General features: G+C 44.4%; 18 protein-coding genes. 9 read left to right on the top strand and 9 right to left on the bottom strand.

What is annotated here, in order from left to right:
- The 5 genes from R8269_RS09535 to R8269_RS09515 all read right to left on the bottom strand — a co-directional run.
- A partial coding sequence (locus R8269_RS09535) for a VWA domain-containing protein (protein ID WP_318222516.1) occupies positions 1-1,416 on the bottom strand: 1,416 nt, incomplete at its 3' end.
- Positions 1,409-2,413, bottom strand: a complete 1,005-nt coding sequence (locus tag R8269_RS09530; RefSeq protein ID WP_206225754.1) for a vWA domain-containing protein — start codon at positions 2,411-2,413, stop codon at positions 1,409-1,411. The genes R8269_RS09530 and R8269_RS09535, both read right to left, overlap by 8 nt.
- Positions 2,406-2,882 carry a DUF4381 domain-containing protein gene (locus tag R8269_RS09525; protein ID WP_206225753.1) on the bottom strand — a complete coding sequence of 159 codons (477 nt, stop codon included), beginning with the start codon at positions 2,880-2,882 and terminating at the stop codon, positions 2,406-2,408. Before R8269_RS09525 ends, R8269_RS09530 begins: the two co-directional genes overlap by 8 nt.
- Before the next feature lie 37 nt (positions 2,883-2,919).
- Positions 2,920-3,846, bottom strand: a complete 927-nt coding sequence (locus R8269_RS09520) for a DUF58 domain-containing protein (protein WP_206225752.1) — start codon at positions 3,844-3,846, stop codon at positions 2,920-2,922.
- Between the two features lie 13 nt (positions 3,847-3,859).
- Positions 3,860-4,816 (bottom strand): AAA family ATPase, encoded by a 957-nt coding sequence (locus R8269_RS09515; protein ID WP_017635415.1) that lies wholly within the window; start codon positions 4,814-4,816, stop codon positions 3,860-3,862.
- A 310-nt stretch (positions 4,817-5,126) separates the two neighbouring features.
- Between R8269_RS09515 and R8269_RS09510 the strand changes: the two genes are divergently transcribed.
- The 8 genes from R8269_RS09510 (at position 5,127) to R8269_RS09475 (ending at position 14,027) form a co-directional block, all read left to right on the top strand.
- A complete protein-coding gene (locus tag R8269_RS09510; protein ID WP_017821859.1) occupies positions 5,127-7,043 on the top strand; it encodes a methyl-accepting chemotaxis protein in 1,917 nt (638 codons plus the stop codon).
- Between the two features lie 56 nt (positions 7,044-7,099).
- Positions 7,100-7,300, top strand: a complete 201-nt coding sequence (locus tag R8269_RS09505) for a restriction endonuclease subunit S (RefSeq protein ID WP_005375165.1) — start codon at positions 7,100-7,102, stop codon at positions 7,298-7,300.
- A 246-nt stretch (positions 7,301-7,546) separates the two neighbouring features.
- Positions 7,547-8,215 (top strand): LuxR C-terminal-related transcriptional regulator, encoded by a 669-nt coding sequence (locus R8269_RS09500; protein ID WP_021707603.1) that lies wholly within the window; start codon positions 7,547-7,549, stop codon positions 8,213-8,215.
- A gap of 228 nt (positions 8,216-8,443) precedes the next feature.
- A complete protein-coding gene (locus R8269_RS09495) occupies positions 8,444-9,100 on the top strand; it encodes a LuxR C-terminal-related transcriptional regulator (RefSeq protein WP_031777174.1) in 657 nt (218 codons plus the stop codon).
- 206 nt (positions 9,101-9,306) lie between these two features.
- On the top strand, positions 9,307-9,897 hold the full coding sequence (locus tag R8269_RS09490) for a calcium-binding protein (protein ID WP_005375168.1): 591 nt from the start codon (positions 9,307-9,309) through the stop codon (positions 9,895-9,897).
- 152 nt (positions 9,898-10,049) lie between these two features.
- Complete coding sequence (locus R8269_RS09485; RefSeq protein ID WP_053350060.1) at positions 10,050-11,768, top strand: type I secretion system permease/ATPase; 1,719 nt, start codon at positions 10,050-10,052, stop codon at positions 11,766-11,768.
- Entirely contained in the window at positions 11,743-13,083 is a 1,341-nt protein-coding gene (locus R8269_RS09480; protein WP_005383906.1) for an HlyD family type I secretion periplasmic adaptor subunit, read from the top strand. Before R8269_RS09485 ends, R8269_RS09480 begins: the two co-directional genes overlap by 26 nt.
- A gap of 95 nt (positions 13,084-13,178) precedes the next feature.
- A complete protein-coding gene (locus tag R8269_RS09475; protein WP_005375171.1) occupies positions 13,179-14,027 on the top strand; it encodes a mechanosensitive ion channel family protein in 849 nt (282 codons plus the stop codon).
- A 95-nt stretch (positions 14,028-14,122) separates the two neighbouring features.
- Here R8269_RS09475 and fhuB read toward each other — a convergent pair whose 3' ends face one another.
- From fhuB to R8269_RS09455, 4 genes are read right to left on the bottom strand one after another with little or no spacing between them, the layout of a single operon-like run.
- Positions 14,123-16,090, bottom strand: coding sequence for a Fe(3+)-hydroxamate ABC transporter permease FhuB (gene fhuB, locus R8269_RS09470; RefSeq protein WP_206225751.1), 1,968 nt, complete (start codon positions 16,088-16,090; stop codon positions 14,123-14,125).
- Positions 16,087-17,016, bottom strand: a complete 930-nt coding sequence (locus R8269_RS09465; RefSeq protein WP_318222515.1) for an iron-siderophore ABC transporter substrate-binding protein — start codon at positions 17,014-17,016, stop codon at positions 16,087-16,089. The genes fhuB and R8269_RS09465 overlap by 4 nt, the downstream gene beginning before the upstream one ends.
- Positions 17,007-17,792 (bottom strand): ABC transporter ATP-binding protein, encoded by a 786-nt coding sequence (locus R8269_RS09460; RefSeq protein ID WP_005383893.1) that lies wholly within the window; start codon positions 17,790-17,792, stop codon positions 17,007-17,009. Before R8269_RS09460 ends, R8269_RS09465 begins: the two co-directional genes overlap by 10 nt.
- A gap of 51 nt (positions 17,793-17,843) precedes the next feature.
- Positions 17,844-19,946, bottom strand: a complete 2,103-nt coding sequence (locus R8269_RS09455) for a TonB-dependent siderophore receptor (RefSeq protein WP_206225750.1) — start codon at positions 19,944-19,946, stop codon at positions 17,844-17,846.
- A gap of 145 nt (positions 19,947-20,091) precedes the next feature.
- Here R8269_RS09455 and R8269_RS09450 point away from each other — a divergent pair, with 145 nt between their 5' ends.
- Positions 20,092-21,945 carry an ABC transporter ATP-binding protein gene (locus R8269_RS09450; protein WP_042521744.1) on the top strand — a complete coding sequence of 618 codons (1,854 nt, stop codon included), beginning with the start codon at positions 20,092-20,094 and terminating at the stop codon, positions 21,943-21,945.
- The last annotated feature ends 192 nt before the right edge of the window (positions 21,946-22,137 follow it).

Raw genomic sequence — 22,137 nt, 5'->3', positions numbered from 1 at the left:
CTGTTGCTGTTGCTGTTGCTGTTGCTGTTGCTGTTGCTGTTGCTGTTGCTGTTGCTGTTGCTGTTGCTGTTGCTGTTGCTGTTTTAGCTTTTCTTCTACAACCGATAGGTTTTTCTTCGCGGCTTCAAAGTTAGGCTTTTCCTCTAGCAGTTTTTTATACAAATCAGCCGCATCTTCTAATTGACCATTTTGAGCGAGCGAGTTGGCGAGGTTATAGCGGCCGTTAAGGGAGGCATCATGAGAAAATGCTTCGATAGCGGCTTCGTAGTCACCTTTTTGATAACTGGCGGCTCCTTTCCAGCTTGGGTTTGTAAATAGGTTTTGCGCCTGTTCATACTCACCTTGCTTGTATAGTTCCGCTCCTTGTTGGTCGGCATTTAAGAACGGATTAGCTTCTGCATGCGGTGTCCACGTTACTGGGACTACAGCCGCAACTACCATCCAAATCAGGCCGCGTCGAAACAGTAAAGCCGCAGGAAGAAGTAACAACGGCAGTAACCAAAAGCCACTGTTGAGACGAGAATCAGTTTTAACTTCTTCGCTTTGGGTCGCAGAAAGCTGGCTACCAATGTTATTGGTAAAGGCCGCGATGTTTTCAACATCACGGTTGGTGTGCTGAATAGGAACAAATAGACCGCCAGTCTTATTCGCTAGCGTTTGTAGATTTTTCAGATTTGTTTTCGCTACGACGGTAGTGCCTTGTGCAGTTTTTAGCAGAGAGCCATCGGGCAGCGCGATAGGCGCACCGTTAGGAGTCCCGACGGCAAGAACAGAAATGCGAAACTTTGTACCTTGGACTAAATCTAACGCGCGAGACAGCTCTGACGTATCAAGATCATCCGCTAACACGATGATATCGCCTTGTTGCGTGCCGGCTTGAGAAAACTGGTTGATCGCAAGTTCAATCGCGGCAGGCAGGTTTGCTCCTTGAAAAGGCATCAGCTCTGGTGACAAATTTTCGATAATGCCAGCAAGCGTGCTGGAATCAGTTGTCAGTGGACTTAAGTTATAGGCATCGCCAGCGTAAGCAATAAGTCCAGTGGCTCCCTCTTTCCATTTTGGCAGCAAATCGAGCGCCTTATAACGTATTTGTGCTAGCCGATTGGGTTTGATGTCTGTAGCAAACATAGAGCGAGACATATCAAGTACCAAGATACGGTTTTGGTTTAACTCAAAGCTTGGTCGAGCATTGGACTGCCAGCTTGGCCCCGCTAATGAAATGCAAGTTATTGCCCAAGCTAAACCCCATAGAGTGAAGTAATGCTTAGACTGTGTGTTTTGTCCGAGCATCCGTGCTAGGTGAGGGGCAATCAGTGTGGACTTTTGGGCTCTAAATTTGTGATTAAGCAAGAGTGCGATAGGGATCACGATGAGCCCCAAAAGCCAATAAGGATTGAGGAAAATAAACTCAGCCATGTTTTCTCCTTAATAGGAATAACAATACCGATAATACAAATGCAGCGCTTAATGGATATGGAAACCATTCAGACTGTGGGCGCCAAGTTTGTGTGTCGCTAGATACGGGTTCTAGCTGGTTGATGGTGTCATAAATCTTTTCGAGCTCCCCCGTATCTCGCGCTCGAAAATATTGTCCACCTGTCACCTCTGCCACTTTAGTCAGTGTTTGTTCATCTAAGTCGGCTGCGGTGTTGACTTTGCGAGTCATGAAAAACTCTTTCACCATCATTTCACCAGCGCCCACGCCCACGGTGTAAATAGTGGCGTTGTATTTTTTCGCAATTTCCGCTGCTTCTAGCGGCTCGAGCACCCCTGCAGTATTGCTGCCGTCACTGAGCAAAATCATGACTCGTTGCGGAGCATCACTGTCTACAAAGGTTTTTGTGCCTAAACCAATACCATCACCAATGGCGGTTCGTTGACCAACCAAGCCGATGACGGTTTGATTAATCTGCTGCATGACGGTTTTGCGGTCTGCAGTGAGTGGTGTTTGCAAATAAGCATGGTCGCCAAACAAAACAACTCCGAGACGGTCACCTTTTCTCTTTGCTACGAAATCAGACAGAACTTTTTTGACTGCTGTGAGGCGATCGATATATTCGCCGTTGAGTTCCATGTCTTCCTGCTGCATCGAACCGGACAGATCGACGACTAACATCAAGTCCCGATACTTGGGTTGGAATTCAACGGGATCGCCAAACCAAACTGGACGCGCACAAGCGACGACAAGAAGGCCCCAGATCGCGATTGAAAGTGCTTTTTGCAGCGCTTGCTTAGGCTTGCTGCGATTCTCATTGGTTGGTAAGTACGCCAATTTGATCTCGGCTTGTTGAGATTCTTGTGGCAGGAACTTGTATACCAGCCAGGGGATGGGCAACAAAAACAGTGCCCACCACCAGACAAATTCAATGTTTAGCCATTGGGCAAGAGCGGCTATGAGTGTTTGCTCAGTCACGGTTATTTGCCTTTTTCTTTGGTGGCAAAGCGTAGGTTATCCAAAAGACACAATCGTCTACCAAGCTTTGATGCTGCCCTTGGGAGGAATTCTGATATAACGCTTCTTGCCACTGATGTTGTTTGTCTACGAATCGAGTCTCTTTGGTATGGCTATCGAGAAATTCATACCAAGCGATTCCGGTTAATGGTGCGATCTCTTCACGCGGAAAGTAACTCAATGCTGCCTGGCGCAATATTTCCAGAGCAGAAGAGGGGGTATGAGGCGCGGTAGGTTGAGTTAAAAGTGTTAATGCTGTCTTTTTTGCGCGTAAGTGTTTTTTACGCCATCTCACATAAAGACAAATGCCGAAAATGAAGAGCAAGGTAGCTGCAAGCACCACCCACCATCCCCAAGCGAGCGGAAACCAATCCGGTGCGTTTGGCAAAATCAAAGGTTCAAGGTCTAGGCTTTGGTTGTTTGTTGTCATTATTATTACTGCTTAATAAATACTGCTTGTCAGTTTGTTAGCTTAATTGTGAAATTAAGGGCCGGCCACTTGATAGCGTGTTAAATGGAATTGCTATTGAATGGCATTGCTGCTTAATGGTTTCTTGATGTTGGGTAAAGTGGCTTTCGAGTTCTCTTCGTTGTCCTTTAGAGCCAAAGTTAAACCATTGACTATGCAGCCCATCCGAAGCTTTCACTTGACCTCTAAAGTCTGTTTCGCCTCTTTCTAACGGATCATAAAACTGAACAGCCCTTACGCTATTGTGTTGTTTGAGTCGACGTAGTTGTGCCAGTTCCGTTGGTGTTACGTGGGCAAAATCACTGAGCATAATCAATTCGCTGCCTTTTGGGGTTAGCGTATGAAGTGTCTCCAATACTTGTGCATACGGTAGTGTACGAGTGTCGTTGCTTGCAGTACGAGTTACTTGCGCATTATGTATGTCGACTATGGCGTTAAGAATCCGCAGCCCTTGTCTTTGTAAAGAAGAGGGGCGAAATTCAAGACATTGATGTCCGTCATCAATCACTGCGCCGATGCGATCTTTTTTAGCTAGAGTTAGCCAAATTAGAACACTGGCAAAGTGGGCCAATTGAACGGATTTGAGTACATACTTAGATCCAAAATGTAGACTAGAACTTAGATCAAGATAAAGAATGACCGCTTGCTCTTTATCTTCTGCAAACAACTTCGTATGTGCTTTACCGGTCCTAGCGGTGACTCGCCAATCAATGCTGCGAATATCGTCGCCAGGTTGATATTGGCGCACCTCCATAAAATCCATACCTCGCCCTTTTTGGCGACTGGTATGGTTACCACTCATCTGCGACCAGAGACTCTGTGCTGGTGGTAACCAACGTACAGATTGAGTGCGATATTGGAGCAGCTCTTCAAGGGTTAATGTCACCCCATTCGCATGAGGTGGTAATGAATGTGTAGCGGACATATCACTCACTCGTTTATGCACTGCCAACAAGGTTTAGCAGTTTATCGATGACCTGGTTTGCCGTAATGCCTTCAGCTTGAGCGTGGTAACTCAATAATAAACGGTGGCGCAGTACCGGATAAGCCATGGTTTGAACATCTTCCGGAGAGACAAAATCACGACCAGCAAGCCAAGCGTGCGCACGTGCACAGCGATCAAGAGCGATGGTGGCACGCGGACTCACACCCATTGACAACCACTTGTCCAACTCAGTGTCATATTTGTTGGCTTGACGTGTCGCCATAACTAAACGGACGATGTACTGCTCTATCGTTTCCGCCATATGAATATCCAACACTTCTTTACGTGCGGTGAATATATCTTGTTGGCTTAACATTGGGCGTTCAACCTTTGCTTCGCCTTTTGCTTCTCCGCGGTTAATACGCAAGATAGATAGCTCATGCTCCGCATCTGGGTATTCCACTTCTAAATGCAATAAAAAGCGGTCTAGCTGCGCTTCAGGAAGGGGGTAGGTCCCTTCTTGCTCTATCGGGTTTTGAGTTGCCATAACCAAAAACAACTCTGGCAGCGGGTAGGTATGACGACCTGCTGTGACTTGTTTCTCTGCCATTGCTTCAAGCATTGCCGCTTGTACTTTGGCTGGCGCACGGTTTATCTCATCCGCAAGAATAAGCGAGTTGAAGATAGGACCTGATTGGAAAGTGAATTCTCCGGTTTCGGGACGGAAGATATCGGTGCCGGTTAAATCGGCTGGCAGCAAATCAGGGGTGAACTGAATGCGGTGGAAGTCGCCTTCAACACAGTCTGAGAGTGATTTTACTGCACGGGTTTTTGCTAACCCAGGAGGGCCTTCAACTAAAATATGCCCATCCGCAAGAAGCGCAACAAGCAGTTGCTTTACCAGATCTTGCTGTCCGATGATCTGCGACTCTAAGTATTGCTGAAGAGTTTCGAAGTTAGATTTATGCATGCTTTGGACTCTCGGTATCCATGTGATTTTCGTGTTGAGTATTGGTCATTTTCCATGTGAAAAAAGTTCCAACGCTCTATTGCAATTTATCTTTTCAATATTGGGACGCTACAGAGAATTGCAAGTACGTGCTATCTCTGAAAGTGCTTATTTGACAGTGTGTTACATTTATTTTTCATAATATAATGAGAAATGCCTCTAGTTTTGTACATATGAGCCGATAAAGATTCCGTGGTGTGCGTGTCATGAGATATGCACCTGATTCCCCTTGTGGGGCCAATAACAAGTGATTCTTTTAAAAGGTCCGAATATGTTGAAACTTCATTCCTTGAGCATCAAACAGAAGGTTGTACTTGGCATTACGTTTGCTGTTCTAGCATCAACAATCATTGTTGGTGTTATGGCTCAGCGTCATGCGAGAGATGTATTGAGCCATCGTCTTATTGACATCGAGCTACCTGCGATGTTGCAGCAAATCAATACCGAAATTGACCGCGAAGTTGTCGAAATGCAACAAGCGGCAAAACAGCTGGCTACAAACGAATTTATTGTTGAAGCCCTATCTAATACAGACCGTGATCCGTCAGTAGAAGTTCAGTTGGTTCAGCAGCTCAATAACGTTAAATCACAGTATGGTCTTAATGATGCGTCGGTAGCGAATCGTCAAACGGCATATTACTGGAATCAAAACGGATTCTTACGTCAACTTAACCGAACGCAAGATGCTTGGTTCTTTGGATTTACGTCGTCTGGTCAAGAAACGTCCGTGAGTGTGTTCCAAGAGGCAAATGGCGAAGTGAAAATGTTTGCCAATTTCCAAGATCTTAATGGTACATCAATGTCAGGTCTCTCTAAATCTATGGGAGACATGGTTGCTTTGCTCAATGGGTTTAAAATTGAAGATACGGGTTACGTGTTCCTCACTAATGAACAAGGCCAGATTCAAATACACCGCCAACAAGGTAAGAACCAAACTTCTATCACTAAACTATTTGGTAGTGACGCAAGTGCGCTGTTGAACAAAAATAGCTTCAACCTAATTAATGTGGAGTTTGAAGGGCAGGATACTTTTGTTTCTAGTTTGTATGTTCCTTCAATGAACTGGTTTGTTATTGGCGTGGTTCCCGTTGATGAAGTATTCGCAGACCTTAATGCGACAGCTAAAAAAATGCTGTTTACGACCATCATTGTTGCCGTTGTATTCATCCTCATGGGCGTATGGTTGGCAAACAGCATTACGAAACCAATCCGACTGATTGCCGATCGTTTTACCGACCTTGGGCAAGGTGAAGGCGATTTGGCGCAGCGTATTGAAATTAAGGGTAATGATGAAATTGCTCAGCTTTCAAAAGGCTTTAATGGATTTATTGAGAAGATTCATGCCACGATGAAAGAAGTTGCTTTAACCAGTGGCTCATTAAGTCAAGCGGCAGAAAGTGTGTCAACGAAAGCAACATCCACACACGACAACAGCCAAGAGCAGCGTGATCAAACCATTCAAGTAGTTGCAGCTATCAACCAAATGGGTGCGACCATCAGTGAAATTGCATCGAACGCTGCTACCGCTGCTGATACGGCAAATCAGGCTTCAGATAACACTCAAACTGGTCGAGAAGTTGTGATGAAAGCAAAAGAGGTGATCAGCCGCCTAGCCGATGATGTTGAAACAACCAATATTGTTGTTACGCAGTTGGCATCGACAACCAAAGATATTGGCTCGATTCTGGGTGTAATTCGTGACATCTCTGAACAAACGAATTTACTTGCGCTAAACGCTGCAATTGAAGCTGCTCGTGCTGGTGAGCAGGGACGTGGTTTTGCGGTTGTTGCTGATGAGGTAAGAAACCTAGCTTCACGCACGGCTGATTCTACAGAAGAGATTCAGCGCATGATCAATCAGCTTCAAAGTGACGCACAAGACGCGGTAAGTGCTATGGAAGCGGGCAAAGCGGTCACCATAGAAGGGGTTACTTCTACCGATGAAGCAGTCGAGGTATTAATCAGTATTTCTGAACGAATCACCGACATCTCTGATCGTAATACACAAGTTGCAACGGCGACGGAAGAGCAATCCACGGTGGTGCATACCATTAATCAAAATATCGAAGAAATCAACGCGATAAATGAAATGACAACCGCGACAGCAGAAGAGTTGGCGGATGCAAGTCGCGATCTTCAAGCGCTCTCTTCTCGTTTGGACAAGATGGTTGGTAGCTTCAAGTTATAGAGTTGGATAGAATAGGCGAAGTTTAAAAGTTCAATCATTAATTTTAGGTAAGTACTATGAATGACTTCGAAAAAGAACTAGAGCAAATTTCTCAAGAAACCGCTCAGGAGCCAGAAGTAAAACTGCCGTCGCTAGAAGAGCAAAAAGCGATCGTCGCTGAGCTGAAAAAGCTGGAAGCGGAAGGTAAGCTGACGCCAGAAGTGTTAGAACAACACTTTGGTAAGTTTAACCAAAAAAACGCAGTTCCAATCCACTAAGTTAGGTGGTGTTTTGCCTCTAACGTGCGTGTTTAAATCACCTGCTCAAACACAAAAAGGGAGTTTATACTCCCTTTTTTAATGTCTGAAAAATGCTAATACCTCTCACATACTTGCCACTTAAAAATTATTGACACTTCAATGAGTTATTAATTAGTACTAGTGATTTTCATACTTGACAATACTACCGCTCTATCTAAATCTATTGCGTATTTCAATAAAAACGACCAAGGGAATGCGATCAGGATGGAGCAGCAAAAAAAAAGAAACGTTATTTTAATCACGGAGGGAAGTCTACAGTCATCTCTGTTGAAAGATGTATTGGAGACCAAACTCGGTATTAGTGTTGCTCTAATCACGCCAGATAATCTGATTCACGGAGTGTTACATGAATCTCTTGCATCAGCCATTATTGTTGATTGCAGCGTGATCACGGATGAAATTTTTCGCCGTTATGCGGAGTTTAAAGCGGCCAAGCAGAAAGACACGCTTGAAATCTTAATTAATTGTGAGCAATCCATATCGACAGAAGATCTCTTTGCTTGGCGTACTTTGGCCGGTATTTTCTATACCTCTGATGATATAAAAACGTTGCAAGTTGGTATTGGTAAGGTGCTTCAAGGAGATATGTGGTTCAGCCGTAAGTTTTCTCAGCAGTACATTACTTACCTTCGTCGACATTGCAAACCTATAAATAAGAATGTTTCCGCTATTCTGACCAAACGAGAGCAACAAATAATTACCTTTCTTTCCATGGGGGCGTCCAATCAACAAATCGCCGAACAATTATTTGTCAGCGAGAATACGGTAAAAACGCATTTACATAATATTTTCAAGAAGATTGATGTGAAAAATAGAGTTCAAGCACTTATTTGGGCAAAGGAAAATATTTCAGACAACTCGTTAACGGTGTAATGCTATTGCAATATTAGGTTGCCTAATTTAGTAAACTCTTAATAATTTCTGTGACCTGAATGTGTTAAAAGTGTTTCTTTTATGAGAAACACTTTTTTTGGTTCTCTTTTTAATAACTTTAGAATTTAAAAAAGTAGCAAATAACTTTACTCTGTGAACTAGCACTTACATATCAAACTAAGTGCTGACGATTAACTACTAATTTAAGAATGTTAAGTCACTGAAAGTATGAGAAACATTATGGAACAGTATATGGAAAAGCCTGAAATCCTAATGCTCACTCAACAAAGTTTACAGAGTGAAAACTTTAAGGAAATGCTTTCTAAAAATACAGAAACTAAAATAACGATCATTGATACTAAAAACCCTAGTTATCATGAACTCATTCCGGAACGCTACTTTTTGCTTGTTGATTTTTCAGTTGAGATTCCTTCCGAAACTTTAGTTTATTTAAAAGATAGTAATAAAGTGCTAGGAACTATAATGCTTAATCTAGGTTATGACTTAGACACAGAAGAACTCGCTTCTTGGCCTCATGTAAAAGGTATATTTGGTCCAGGAGATTCAATGGACAAGGTTTGTCAGGGATTAAAAGCAATAATAAAAGGGGATAATTGGCTGTCTCGAAGATTACTTGATCAGCTAGTAAATTATTATCGAGGCAGAGAAGTAAATAGCATTATCGAACCTGCTATTGAGGTTGAGCTTACTCGGCGTGAAGTTCAGGTTTTAAAAATGTTGAAAGAAGGTGGTTCAAATATGGAAATCGCTGATTCTTTATTTATCAGCGAGCATACTATTAAATCACATCTATACAATATTTTTAGAAAGTTAGAAGTAAAGAACCGTACGCAAGCTACAAGTTGGGCTAAGAGAAACCTGTAGTACTAGTATTAACTTGCTGTAATAAAAAGAAAATACTCTATAAAGTACTAAATTTTATATTTATTATTAAAATGTCAGTCTGAAATATCATCCCATATTCAAACTTATTCCTATTCAGTTGACTATTAGACTTCTCATGTCGTGACGAATCTAGTCAGACGTGGAACAGAAGGTCTATTCAATTAATAAGCTAAGAGGGAATAAAAATGAGCGCAAGTGACAATGACACGTATTTAGGCGATGCAGGTGTAAATAACCAATTTGCTGATTTCGATGGCGGCGATGATTTGTTTATCGGTTTTGGTGGTAATGACTCGTTTGTTGGCGGTGGCGGTAATGATTATGTGATCGGCGGCGACGGCGACGATCGCCTAACTGGTGGTGCTGGAGATGACATCCTTAGGGCTGGTACAGGAAACGACTACCTCGGCGGTGGTACCGGTAATGACTTGCTGTTGGGTTTGTTGGGTGACAATAAATTAAATGGTGGTGTCGGTGAAGATATTCTTGTTGCTGGTTCTGGTGACAACGTTTTAGTTGGCGGCAGCAATGGCGATAAGTTTGTGTTCACGGATAAGTTTGGTGGCCATGGCGAAGCCAAAGTTGTTGATTTTACCATTGGTGAAGACTCTTTGCACATCATTAGCGACTCTGTCACTGACTTTGGTGATTTAAGCTTTAGCTACGATGCAGTTGGGAATGCAGTGTTTACCGATGGGGCTGATCTAACAGTGAAACTTATTGGCGTGACTGAAACTGACATCAACACCTATGGTGCAGATCTGTTCGTAATCTAAACGACTGAAAATAACTCTGGATGGGAATTAGTTTGCGTGGCTCTGCCATGCTGAGGTGAACTAATCGGACACTCTAGAGCGATTTGAGGTTACCTTAAGCTAGGCGCTAGTATTTCTGGCGCCTACAATTTTCACGTTAAACGGAAGTAGTCGTGCAAAAAACGGTTTTCAAAGAAGTGAAACAAAAACTATGCACGCTTGCGGGCTTGCTGATCGTTTTTAGCCTTTTTATCAACTTATTGGTTCTCTCGATTCCGTTGTACATGCTTCAAGTGTACAACCGAGTGATATCCTCCTACTCAACCGATACTTTATTCTTGCTCACTGTCATCGTAATTGTCGCGCTGTTAACCATGTCCATCATCGACATTGCACGAGCACAAATGAGTAAATCTTTTGGTTATTGGATGGATACAAAACTCTCCGCTTTCATGCTCAAGCGCACGATTCAATATCAATCACATACCGGGAAGAGTTATACCTCGCAAACTCTGAGAGACATTCAGAACATCAAAAGCTTTTTGAGCAGTCAAGCACCTTATCCACTGTTGGATGCGCCCTGGACACCGCTGTTTATTTTATTTGTGTATTTATTGCACCCGATACTAGGTCACATCGCGTTACTTGGATCTATCGTATTGTTTAGCCTAGGTCTACTCAATGAGCTGATGACGCGTAAAACAATGCAAGAGAGCGAAGTCAGAGCGATTTCTCATATCAACAACGCAGAATTAGCCACGCAAAACTCCAATTCAATTCTCGCAATGGGGATGATGAATGCATTTTTAGAGAAGTGGCAGTCGCGCGTGAGTGAAGTGAATGTGCTTGAAGAGCGAGTTGCAGGTAAGTCCATCTACATGGCTAACTTTTCTAAGTTTGTACGTGGCTCATTACAGATATTTTTACTGGGAGGTGGTGCATGGTTAGTTATCCAACATGAGATAACGGCAGGGGCGATGATCGCGAGCTCCATATTAATGAGTCGGGCATTATCGCCGATGGAGCAGGCGATAGGCACGTGGCGAAGCGCGATGTCTGCTAAAGGCGCCTATAAAAGGTTGAAAGAAATCGATGCGATCGTGCGCCAAGATGAATCAGATATGCCACTGCCTAAACCAAAAGGACACTATGAGCTTACCGGACTGGCCTATCGCCATCCTGGAGCAACCGAACCAGTGCTCTCATCGATCAGCTTATCGATTCCTCCGGGTGTTGCTGTTGGGGTGATTGGCCCTTCTGGTACGGGTAAATCGACGTTTGCTCGGCTGTTATTAGGTACGGTTAAGCCATTAGCGGGTAAAGTGACTCTTGATGGAATGGAAGTCTCCGTATGGGCATCTGAAGATCGCGGCGTGCATTTTGGGTATCTCGCTCAAGAGGTGGAGTTATTTCCTGGCACAATTCGAGAGAACATCGCGCGCTTTAAAGAAGAAGACCCCGCTAAAGTCATCAAGGCGGCTCAACTAGCAGGATGTCATGAATTAATACTCAAGAAAAACAAAGGCTATGATTGCATTATTGGTGAAAATGGCCGTGGTTTATCTGGGGGGGAAAGGCAGAGAATCGCTCTTGCAAGAGCCGTTTATGGCGACCCATCTATTGTGATTTTCGATGAAGCGAACGCCAACCTCGATGGTGAGGGAGAGGCTGCGTATCAACGTTTGATTGCCCATTTAAAAGCACAGAGTACAACGATTATCGTCATTGCCCACAATCCGAGTACGTTACGACAAATGGATAGGCTGTTGTATTTGGCTGACGGCCGAGTCAAGTTATACGGCGCTAAAGATGAAGTATTAAAACGTTTGATGGGCGAAGAAAGAACAGATATCCCAAGGGTAAGAAATGAGCAATCAACTGCCAACCGTTAATCAGAGTTCTACCGAGATCGTATATCGTTTTAGCCCCAAAGCGAGACTAAGCTTTCGAAAACCAATTTTACTCGGTGTGGTGACCTTAAGTGTTTTTCTTGGAGGCCTTGGCTACTGGGCTGCAACAGCCAAATTAGAAAGTGCAGCGATTGCTTATGGTGATTTGTCAGTTCTCACTAAGCGACAAGAAATTCAGCATTTAGAAGGCGGTATTATTGAAAAGCTATATGTACAGGAAGGGGATTTAGTCGAAAAAGGTCAGTTATTAATTCAACTTTCTAAGCGTCAAGCTATGGCTAAGTTGGATTCGTTAAGTGGTCGTTTTATCCATACTCTAGCAAAGGAAAACCGTTTAAGTGCGGAGCTTGATGAGCTTCCAACGATTGTATGGTCTGATGATCTTGAAAGCATTCCCCGTGTCGATATCGTCCAAGAAGCACAACTGGTTCAAAACAAGATCTTTGAAGCGAGAAAGCGATTCTTTGACAGTAAACTGAGTATCATTGAGCAGAGTATTTCTGGAGCAAATTTAGAGCTTGAAAACCTTCAGCAAACCAAAGTGATTGAGACGGAACGGCTCAACTTTATTGCTGAAGAAATAGACAGTAACCAAGCCTTGGTGCAAAAAGGTTTCTCGGGAAAATCTACTTTACTTCAACTCAAGCGCTTAGCAGCGGAGGTGAGAAGTACCTTAAGCCAGTTAGACAGGCAGTCGCTCACCGTTAGAAAAAGGTTAGATGAGAACCTAGCGCAAATTGAAGAGTTGAAGCTTGAAAGGCTGAATGAGATTGTCGAGGAACTACGAAATACCAAAACGGAAATTGTCGCAATTCGGGAAGAATATCGCTCCGCTCAAGATATTGTCGCAAGAACAACGATCAACGCACCTATTTCTGGTCGCGTAGTCAACATGCAAGTGTTTACCGAGAAAGGTGTGATTGGCTCGGGTGAAACGTTACTAGAACTGGTCCCGCAAGACGATAAGTTGTTAGTCGAGGCTCGTGTTAATCCTCAGGATATTGATTTAGTGAATCCAGGCCAGCAAGCGCATGTTCGTCTGACCGCTCTGAATGCACGGACGTTGGCACCTTTAGACGGTACTGTGCTGACGATTTCTGCCGATAAGCTCTCGCAAGAAAACCAAGAAGATTTTTATCTCGCTAGAATTGCAATTTCACCGGAAGATGTGACAAAACATCGTTTAACCTCAGGCATGAATGCCGAAGTGCTTATTTTATCTGAGCCACGAACGCCATTGAGCTACCTAATAAAGCCAATTACAGAAAGCATGAATCGCGCCTTTAGAGAGGAGTAATTTCAAAAAGACTTGAGTGAGCACGGACAACAGACAAAATAATTTGTTATCGTTAGCTGTTACTGGGCCGTATTTTTATTCGAGGGAGCCGTGGAATGGAGAAAGTGCAGTTAGTTGTCGATTTTCTTCTCACTCATAAATTGATTTTTACCGCACTGATCTTTGCGATTATGTGGTTAATTCGTCGTGCAATTTTATCGATGATTCGTGGTGATCACGCTTTTCTCTCAGAAGATCAGCGTAGTTGGATGTCCAGAACTAAAAATGGCACCTTCGCTGTTACATTACTGATTTTATTTATTTTATGGCAATCAGAAATTAACGAGTTTGCTCTGAGTGTAACGGCGATTGCCGTTGCCATTGTAGTGGCATCCAAAGAAATCATTTTGTGTTTTACGGGTTCGATTCAAAGAGCAAGTTCGCGTTCTTTTCGCGTTGGAGACTGGATTGAGGTCGGAAAGTTGTGTGGTGAAGTGATTGAGCACAATATGATGGCGACGGTGATTCAAGAGATCGACCTGCATCACGGGCAATATCATTACACCGGCAAAACAGCGACATTGCCTAATAGTATGTTCTTTACCTATCCAGTAAAGAACCTCAACTTCATGAAGCGGTACGTTTACCACAACTTTTCTGTAGTGGTGAAAGACTTCGTCAATTTGTATCCACTGTTACCGATTTTAACTGATAAAATTGAAGAACATTGCAGTTACTTTGCTGATGTTGCACATCGTTACAATGCGATGATTGAAAAACATGCCGGTGTTGACCTTCCTGGTTCTGAGCCACATATGCATATTTCTAGCAACATTAATGGTGAACAAATTCTGCACGTGATGATTTTCTGCCCAACCGATAAAGCGAACCACTTAGAGCACTTAATTCGTAAGGACTTTATGGAACTTTATGAGCAACGTTTTCCTGTAGTGCGAGAAGAATAGAGCATCGTACTTCGCCTTTCATTTCAAACCCCGCTATCAAAATAGCGGGGTTTGTTTTTCTTAGCGTATTTTTAGGCTGTAACAATATTCCCAACTTAGCTGAATTTACTCTTCAGCATTAAAAATAGGAAGTAAGTGCTGCCTATAATAGCGACCAACGTGCCAGCTGCGACCTGACTTGGATAAATAGCGATTTGTCCTAGCCAATCTGCCCACAACATTAGGGTTGCGCCAATTAAGGCACCGACACACAGTTGCTCTTTCACTTTTCTTGCTCCTAACATCATCGCCATATGGGGAGCGACCAAGCCAACAAAAGATATTGGACCAACTGTAGCGGTAGAAAAGGCGCATAACAAAGCAACGATGGTGAGCATAAGCGTATTGGCTACGGTAGGGTTAAGCCCTCGTGCATTTGAGAATTGTCGCCCGATGGAAATTAGTGTTAGCCAACGAGAAATCGAGAATACAGCGGCAAGCAGAACTATTATGGCCAAACATAGCATCAGTGCGGTGTCGGCTGTGACTCGATAAATTGAACCAGTTAACCACAATAAAATTTTGTAACTGTCACCAGAACCTTGAGCTAGCGAAAATTGAACGAGGGCTTCTAGTAGTGCCGTTAGCGCGATGCCGGACAACACGAAGTTAGATGGATTAAAATGGCTTCGTTTACCGATAATCAGCAATAACATCAATACGGACATACTTCCGAAAAAAGCGATACCCCAGCTAAATGCGGAGAGAAGCGACCCAGCGATGACTCCTGTCGTAATAATGGCAAACGTGGCTCCGGAAGACACACCGAGAATATCGGGACTTGCCAGAGGGTTGTAAACTATGCGTTGCAAAATGATTCCGGCAACGGATAGAGCAATACCGACAGAAAGTGCGGTTAACATGCGCGGCCAGCGCAATTGCCATTGGAACTCACCTGGCACAGACCATTGAATTCCGTTTATACCATGGGTAACGAATGAGTAAGCTAGAATCCCAACCAGACTGAATAGCGCAATGCTGCATACCGCGCGTTTAGAAAGCGCCGTTTTTCCTTGGCTCATTGAAAGGTTAAGTTGATCGGTTGCCGTCAGTTTTTTACGAGTAAACCAAATTAAAGCGGGAGCGCCAATAGCTGCAGCCGCTACGCCGCTAGGAATGGTTTCCTCTAACCATAAGCTCAGCGAGATAGCGGCAGAGTCTGTGATGATTAGTAGCATTGCGCCCAAAAGCATGCTGCTGATCAATTCGTCGCGCGGTGTTCTTGCTCCCATCGCTCTGGCAATATTGGGTGTCAGTAATCCGATGAAGCTGATAATGCCAACTGCGGTGATTGAGGCAGATACCAGCCAAATACCCATCACCATTAATGCACCAAACGTGGGTAATACCGCTAAGCCTCGGGCTGCTGCGCCTTCTTGTCCTAGTTTCATTAAGGTCAGAATACGTGGTGCGACGATCAAAATTACGATTGCGATAGCGCAGCGAGGTAATAACCACTCAAACCAATCCCAGCTGTATTGAGAGAGGTCTCCTGCTCCCCACATAAAAATATTCTGTGCGAACTGGGCGTTTAAAATAATAATGGCTGTGGCGATAGAACCAAGCAAGATATTGATCACCATCCCCGAAACGACCAGCGGCAAACCTGTCATATTACGCACGCCGGCAATTGATACGATCAGGCCAAACGCCACTAAAGCCCCCATCATTGCGGCTAATGCAGAGTAATCGGCTACCCAATCGACGAACCAAATGTTTACCACGACTAATGCAAGCCAAGCACCAGAAGAGGTGCCAAGAGTCAACGGCGAGGTGAGGTTATTCTGCGTTAATTGCTGCATTAAGCTGCCGGTGAGACCAAGCATGGCACCAACAAGCAGGGTCATACTTAACCTAGGAAGCTGCGCTTGCGTAAAGAATACGTCACGAAACTCGGTTGCTACCTCTGGTTTTGTTAATAATTGCCATTGTTCGAAAAGTGATAAATTAGTATCAATTTGTAGGCTAAAGACGCTAAGTAACGTAATCAGCGCCAGATAACCAATATAATGTTTCGTTCTCATTGTTCTGGTGCCAACTCTATTAGACTGTCGGTAATCGCTTCAGCGGTGTATTGCAAAGACATGGCACCGCCATACGCCCACACTGCTCTGACTGAATTTACCCGCTGCTTTTTCACAAACGGCATCGCTTGCCAAAGTGGCGACTCTTTCAGTTTTCGTTCTTCTGGGAAAGGCTGTACGTAGAGAACGTAGCTGTTTTGAAGGCTCTGAAGCCGATTGATTCGATCTTGCTTTACTCCCCACGCACGTGGGTCCTCTTTAATTGGAGCCTGTAATCCCAGTTTTCTAACCACGTAGTCAGTGGTGGAGTTTTCGGTTGCAAGTAATACAGTATTCGGGGTTGAAAATCGCATCACAAGAACGCTGAGTGGAGAAGAGTAATAGTGGCGAATTCGCTGGCGCATCTGCGCAAATGAAGCATCTAATTCTGCCAGTTTCTGTTCAGCAAGTGCCTCTTTATTGAATAGCTTGCTGAGCGTACGAAAGTGACGAATGGCCGTTTCAGCTGCGGCCTCATTTTCAGAAAAATTAGGTAAATAGATTACCGGAGCAATTTGTTTGAGTAACGGAATCAAGTCTTGCTGTGGAGACGCAGCAAGAATGATATCTGGTTTTAAACTGGCTATTTTTTCTAAGTTGGGCTCTGCTCGGGTTCCAATATCTTCAATTGACTTTGGTGCGGTTGGATTGACGACCCATTGGCGGTAGCCTGGTAAATTTGGGGCTGCGATTGGTTCTAAGTTTAGCGCCAAAACTTGTTCTAAGATGTCCCAGTTTAAGGCAACAACGCGTTGAGGCGCTTGCTCAAAACTATGCTCACCATATTCATCGGTAACGGTGATGACTGCATGTGCATTGGTCATAAAAAATACGAGGAGAAAAGCAGATTGTGTAACCACAGTAAGTAAACGAGCTATTATGCGCATACAACAGCCACCTTTTGGCTCGCTAATGTGTTAGCCGGGCTTGGGTGCTCAATCAGCTTAATTGGTGACTCATATAGTTTAGAAAGGCGTGCCTCGTCTAACAACATGTCGGCGTTGCCTTCAAAGGCAATTTTACCTTTTTTGAGCGCAACAATGTGGGTGGCGTAGCGCAGGGCTAAGTTCAGATCGTGCAGGATCACGATAATGCCTACGTTCTCGGTTCGATTCAGTTCTGCCAGCAGCGCCATTAGTTGAAACTGATGGTGAACATCGAGCGCCGAGGTTGGCTCATCGAGAATTAAAATTGGCGATTGTTGAGCCAGTAGCATAGACACCCAAGCGCGTTGGCGCTCGCCGCCCGATAAGTCATCCGCCAAAGCTTGAGCAAAAGGTGTAACTCCTGTTCGTTCCATAGCCTGCGTGATGATTTGTTTGTCTTCAGTTTTCCAACGACCAAGTGCCCCACGCCACGGAAAGCGACCTAAGCGCACTAGCTCTTCTACCGTTAAACCAGCTGAAGAGGGCAGCTTTTGTGGCAAATAGGCGATCTGTTTTGCCAACTCTTTGGTTTTGAGTGATGAAAGGGAAGTATCGTTTAGTGTTACCGTGCCTTTATCTGGTGGCATTTGACCAGAAAGCAGGTTCACCAGTGTCGACTTACCTGAACCGTTATGGCCTAAAACGACCGTTAGCTCATTTGTTGGGATGTTAAGTTGTTCGATGCCGAGGATCTGACGTCCACCTCGCACGATCTCAATATTAGACAGTTGAAACATGGATGGCTCTTAGGAGAAAACTCCCCTCAATAGAGGGGAGTAGAAGTACAATTACCAGCGGTAGTTTGCGTTTAGCATAACAGAGCGAGACTGGCCGTAGTAACACCAGTAATCGCAACCTGAAACAAACTCTTTATCTAGGATGTTGTTCACGTTTAGCTGTGCTTGCCACTGTGAAGTGATGTCGTAAGTGACTGACGCATCCCAAAGAGTGACTGAAGGAACCGTTAGGTTCGAGCTCTTAGGGTTATCTTTTGACTCACCTACGTAGCGCACACCAGTACCGATATTGAGGCCTGGAATCAGGCTGTAGGCGCTGTAGTCTACCCATGCAGAAGCTTGGTGCTCAGGAATAAGTGCGGCTTGTTTTTTACCTTGGCCAAAGCTCTCATCTGTTTTCGCTTTAGTGTAGGTGTAGCTTGCCATCAGTTTTAGATCGTCGGTTAGCTGCGCCGTGCTTTCTAGCTCAACACCTTGAGATGTCACTTCACCTGTTTGTGTCGCAATCCATGTTGATGGGTTTGTGACCAATGCATTCTTTTGCGTGATGTCGAACCATGCAAGGTTGATAAAGCCATCCATAAAGCTTGGCTCATACTTCACCCCCACTTCTACTTGCTCGCCTTCCAGCGGTTTGTAAAGTTCATTGGTTGCCGTATCAATAGTGCTGATCACTTCAAACGACTGAGAGTAGTTTGCGTAAGGTGACAGGCCATTGTTTGCAAGGTACATCACACCCGCACTTAGAGATAGCTGACCATCATCACGAGATTCACTTTGATCAACGGTAGCGCCTTTGCCAGAGTTTTCTGTTTTCACCCAGTCGTAACGAGCACCGATGTTACCAATCCACTGTTCATGCAGTTTCAATTGGTATTGTGAATAGAGACTTGCTTGAGATTTCTCAATCTCACGTTTCACGTTGTCGGCAGGATCAAGAGGGGTGAAGTTGCCGTAAACTGGGTTCCACGGATTGATGGTGCCAAATGCGTAGTTGTCCTGCTCGTCGCCATCGGTTTTGTGGAATTGCAAATCCATACCGATAAGCACTGTGTGCTCTGCGTTGTCTGTCATCCAGTTGCCGACAGCATTGTTATCGAACGTGATGCTCTGGTTTTTTCCGTCACGGAATACGATGCCTTGCGTTAATTCTTCTTTCGCTGGATCGTTGTTTGAGAACGCGTAAGAGCTGCGCAAGAACAACTCATTCGAACCGTAGTTGAGGTTTTGCGAGAGTGACCACGTGTCATTGATGTCGTGCTCTAGTAAGTAACCTAGAGAAAACTGCGTGCGTTCGTATTTATCGTAGTTTGGTTGACCAAGGTTAGTCGAAGGATCGATTTTGCCAAAGTTAGAACCAATCAGAGTACCTGCAGCTGGGAAGAATGGGTTAGTTGGTACACCGTCATCATGAAGGTAAGTTGCCAAAACGGTCAGCATTGTACGGTCAGAAATGTCGAACTCGACACTTGGCGCTAGGTAGAAACGCTCGTTGTTTGTGCCGTCCAGTTCACCATCTTGGCTTGTCATCAAGCCAACCAAACGATAGCGCACAGTGCCTGCGTCGTTTGCTTCGTCAGCAATGTCAAAACCTACGGATTGGTGTTGGTTGTTGCCAACTTCGACTTTTACTTCGCCTTGAGGCGTAAACGTTGGTTTTTTCTGAACAGCATTCACGATACCGCCTGGTGCCGATTCACCAAACAGAATAGCCGATGGACCTTTAACGACTTCTACACTTTCTAGGCCGTAAGGTTCGACCAACCATGTGTAGTAACCATCGCGGAATAGGCGGTTGCCGTTTAGGTAAGTCGCTGCATCAAATCCACGAACTTTGAACCAATCAGTGTCGTTGTCTGCGCCATAAGGCTGAGCGGTTACACCAGACGTGTAGCGTAATGCTTCATCTAGCTTTTTCGGTGCACGAACACGAAGTTCATCTTCAGAAATGATAGATACGCTGCGCGGCGTTTCTGCTGCAGGGGTTTCTACTTTAAGTGCTTGCGCGGTGACCGTTATGGTCTCCATGGCAATCACGTCATCTTGTACGACGTCTTCTTGAGCTTGTGCTGTGAATGCAACCACTGCTGTAGGTGCTAAAGCACAAACCAACGCGTTGCGGATAGCGATGGTCAGTGAGTTATTCTTTTGCATAAATCTATTCCCGATAATTATGATTAACGCTAAGCTTAATTGTAATTATTATCATTTGAGCTTTTGTTTCGGTATTTTACTGACTTTTGTATCAAAAGATAGTAAAACGTTCGCAAATTCATTCGCGGTACCTAAAGTCATTGTTATGTTCAATTGGTTTGAAAAGCTGACCCAACCCTTTCCCCAGATGGAAACCGAAAAGCCACCGAAGACGCTATTTGGCTTTTGTCGTTTTTACACTCGTGGCTTTGAAGCCCCTTTACTCGTTATGGCTGTGTTCAGTGCGCTTATTGCCATTACTGAGGTGACGCTGTTGCGTTATATGGGCGAGCTCGTCGATATTCTCTCTAATCAAGATCGCGCAACATTCTGGCAAGACCAGGGTGATCGCATGCTAATGATGCTGTTCTTAGTGGCGGTTGTGATGCCAGCTCTCGGTTTTGTCCACTCAATGGTGATGCACCAAACGTTATTGGGTAACTACCCGATGTCTATCCGTTGGTTGATTCACCGTTACTTGCTAAAACAAGCGGTTGGATTTTTCCAGCGTGACTTTGCAGGCCGAGTTGCGACCAAAGTGATGCAAAGTGCGTTAGCGGTACGAGAAACGGTCATGAAGCTGGTGGATGTACTGGTTTATATCAGCGTTTATTTTCTTTCGATGCTCTGGATGATGGGCGAAGCCGATGGTTTGCTAATGTTGCCTATTGTGATTTGGATAGGAATGTACGCGGTTATCCAGTTCTACTTTATCCCTAAAATGAAACAAGTAGCGACAGAGCAAGCGGATGCTCGTTCTGTAATGACTGGGCGCATTGTCGATTCTTACACCAACATATCTACCGTAAAGCTATTCGCGCACTCGCAACGAGAGTTGGAATACGCAGAAAGCAGCATGAAGCAATTTTTGGTGACGGTTTACCGCCAAATGCGCATGGTTACTTGTTTACTGTTTAGTGTGGATGCCATCAACTATTTGCTGCTGATGTCTATTAGTGCCATTTCGGTTTATCTATGGCTAGATCACGCTGTAACAATTGGTGCTATTGCGATTGCCATCAGTATTGCGTTGCGCGTACAAGGTATGTCGAAGTGGATCATGTGGGAAGTTAGCGCACTGTTTGAAAACATCGGTACAGTAGTAGACGGTATTAATACGATTTCAAACGATGTTGAAGTGAAAGACGTACCAAATGCTAAGCCTTTGCAAATCTCTCAAGGTGAGATCTGCTTTGATCACGTAGGTTTTAACTACAGTGATGAGAAGGCAGTATTTGAGAACTTGAATCTGACTATCAAACCGGGCGAAAAAGTCGGCATTGTCGGTCGCTCTGGGGCAGGTAAATCCACGTTGGTCAACTTGTTGCTGCGCTTTTACGACGTAAATAGCGGTAAGATTTGTATTGATGGACAGGACATTTCTCAAGTTGAACAAGAGTCGCTTCGCCAACACATCGGTATGATCACGCAAGACACCTCTTTGCTACATCGCTCAATTAAAGAGAACATTCTTTACGGTGATCCAGATGCTTCAATGGATGCCGTTATCGCAGCTGCTGAGAAAGCACATGCTCATGATTTCATTCAATCTCTACGAGACGAGCAAGGTAACGTTGGCTATGACGTTGAAGTGGGTGAACGCGGTGTGAAGCTGTCTGGTGGTCAGCGTCAACGTGTGGCGATTGCTCGCGTTCTGCTGAAAAACGCGCCAATTTTGATCATGGATGAAGCAACGTCTGCACTTGATTCAGAAGTAGAATCGGCAATTCAAGAAAACCTTGAAGTTCTGATGGAAGGAAAAACAGTGATTGCGATTGCTCACCGTTTATCAACGATTGCCGCGATGGATCGTTTGATTGTAATGGATGACGGCAAAATCATTGAGCAAGGCTCGCATTACGAGCTGCTGCAATTGGGTGGTGTTTACGCTCAGTTGTGGAAGCATCAAACCGGCGGATTTTTGTCTGAGCAAGGTGATGCTCAACTGCAAGTCATCTAATATGACGCTACACGAAAGAGGAGCAAATGCTCCTCTTTTTTGTGTCTGTCGTTTATACCGAGTAAGTAGGCGTTAATGGGCAACGTTAACTTGTGATTATTCATTAAGTTAGGCCAACTTAATGATGATTATGTTTATAACTCACTGTCGTTATTGAATTTTTTACGCTTTTTTTACGCGAACTCCGAATGG

The sequence above is a fragment of the Vibrio sp. Vb0667 genome (assembly GCF_033391095.1).
This window is presented reverse-complemented; position numbering and strand designations above follow the sequence as displayed.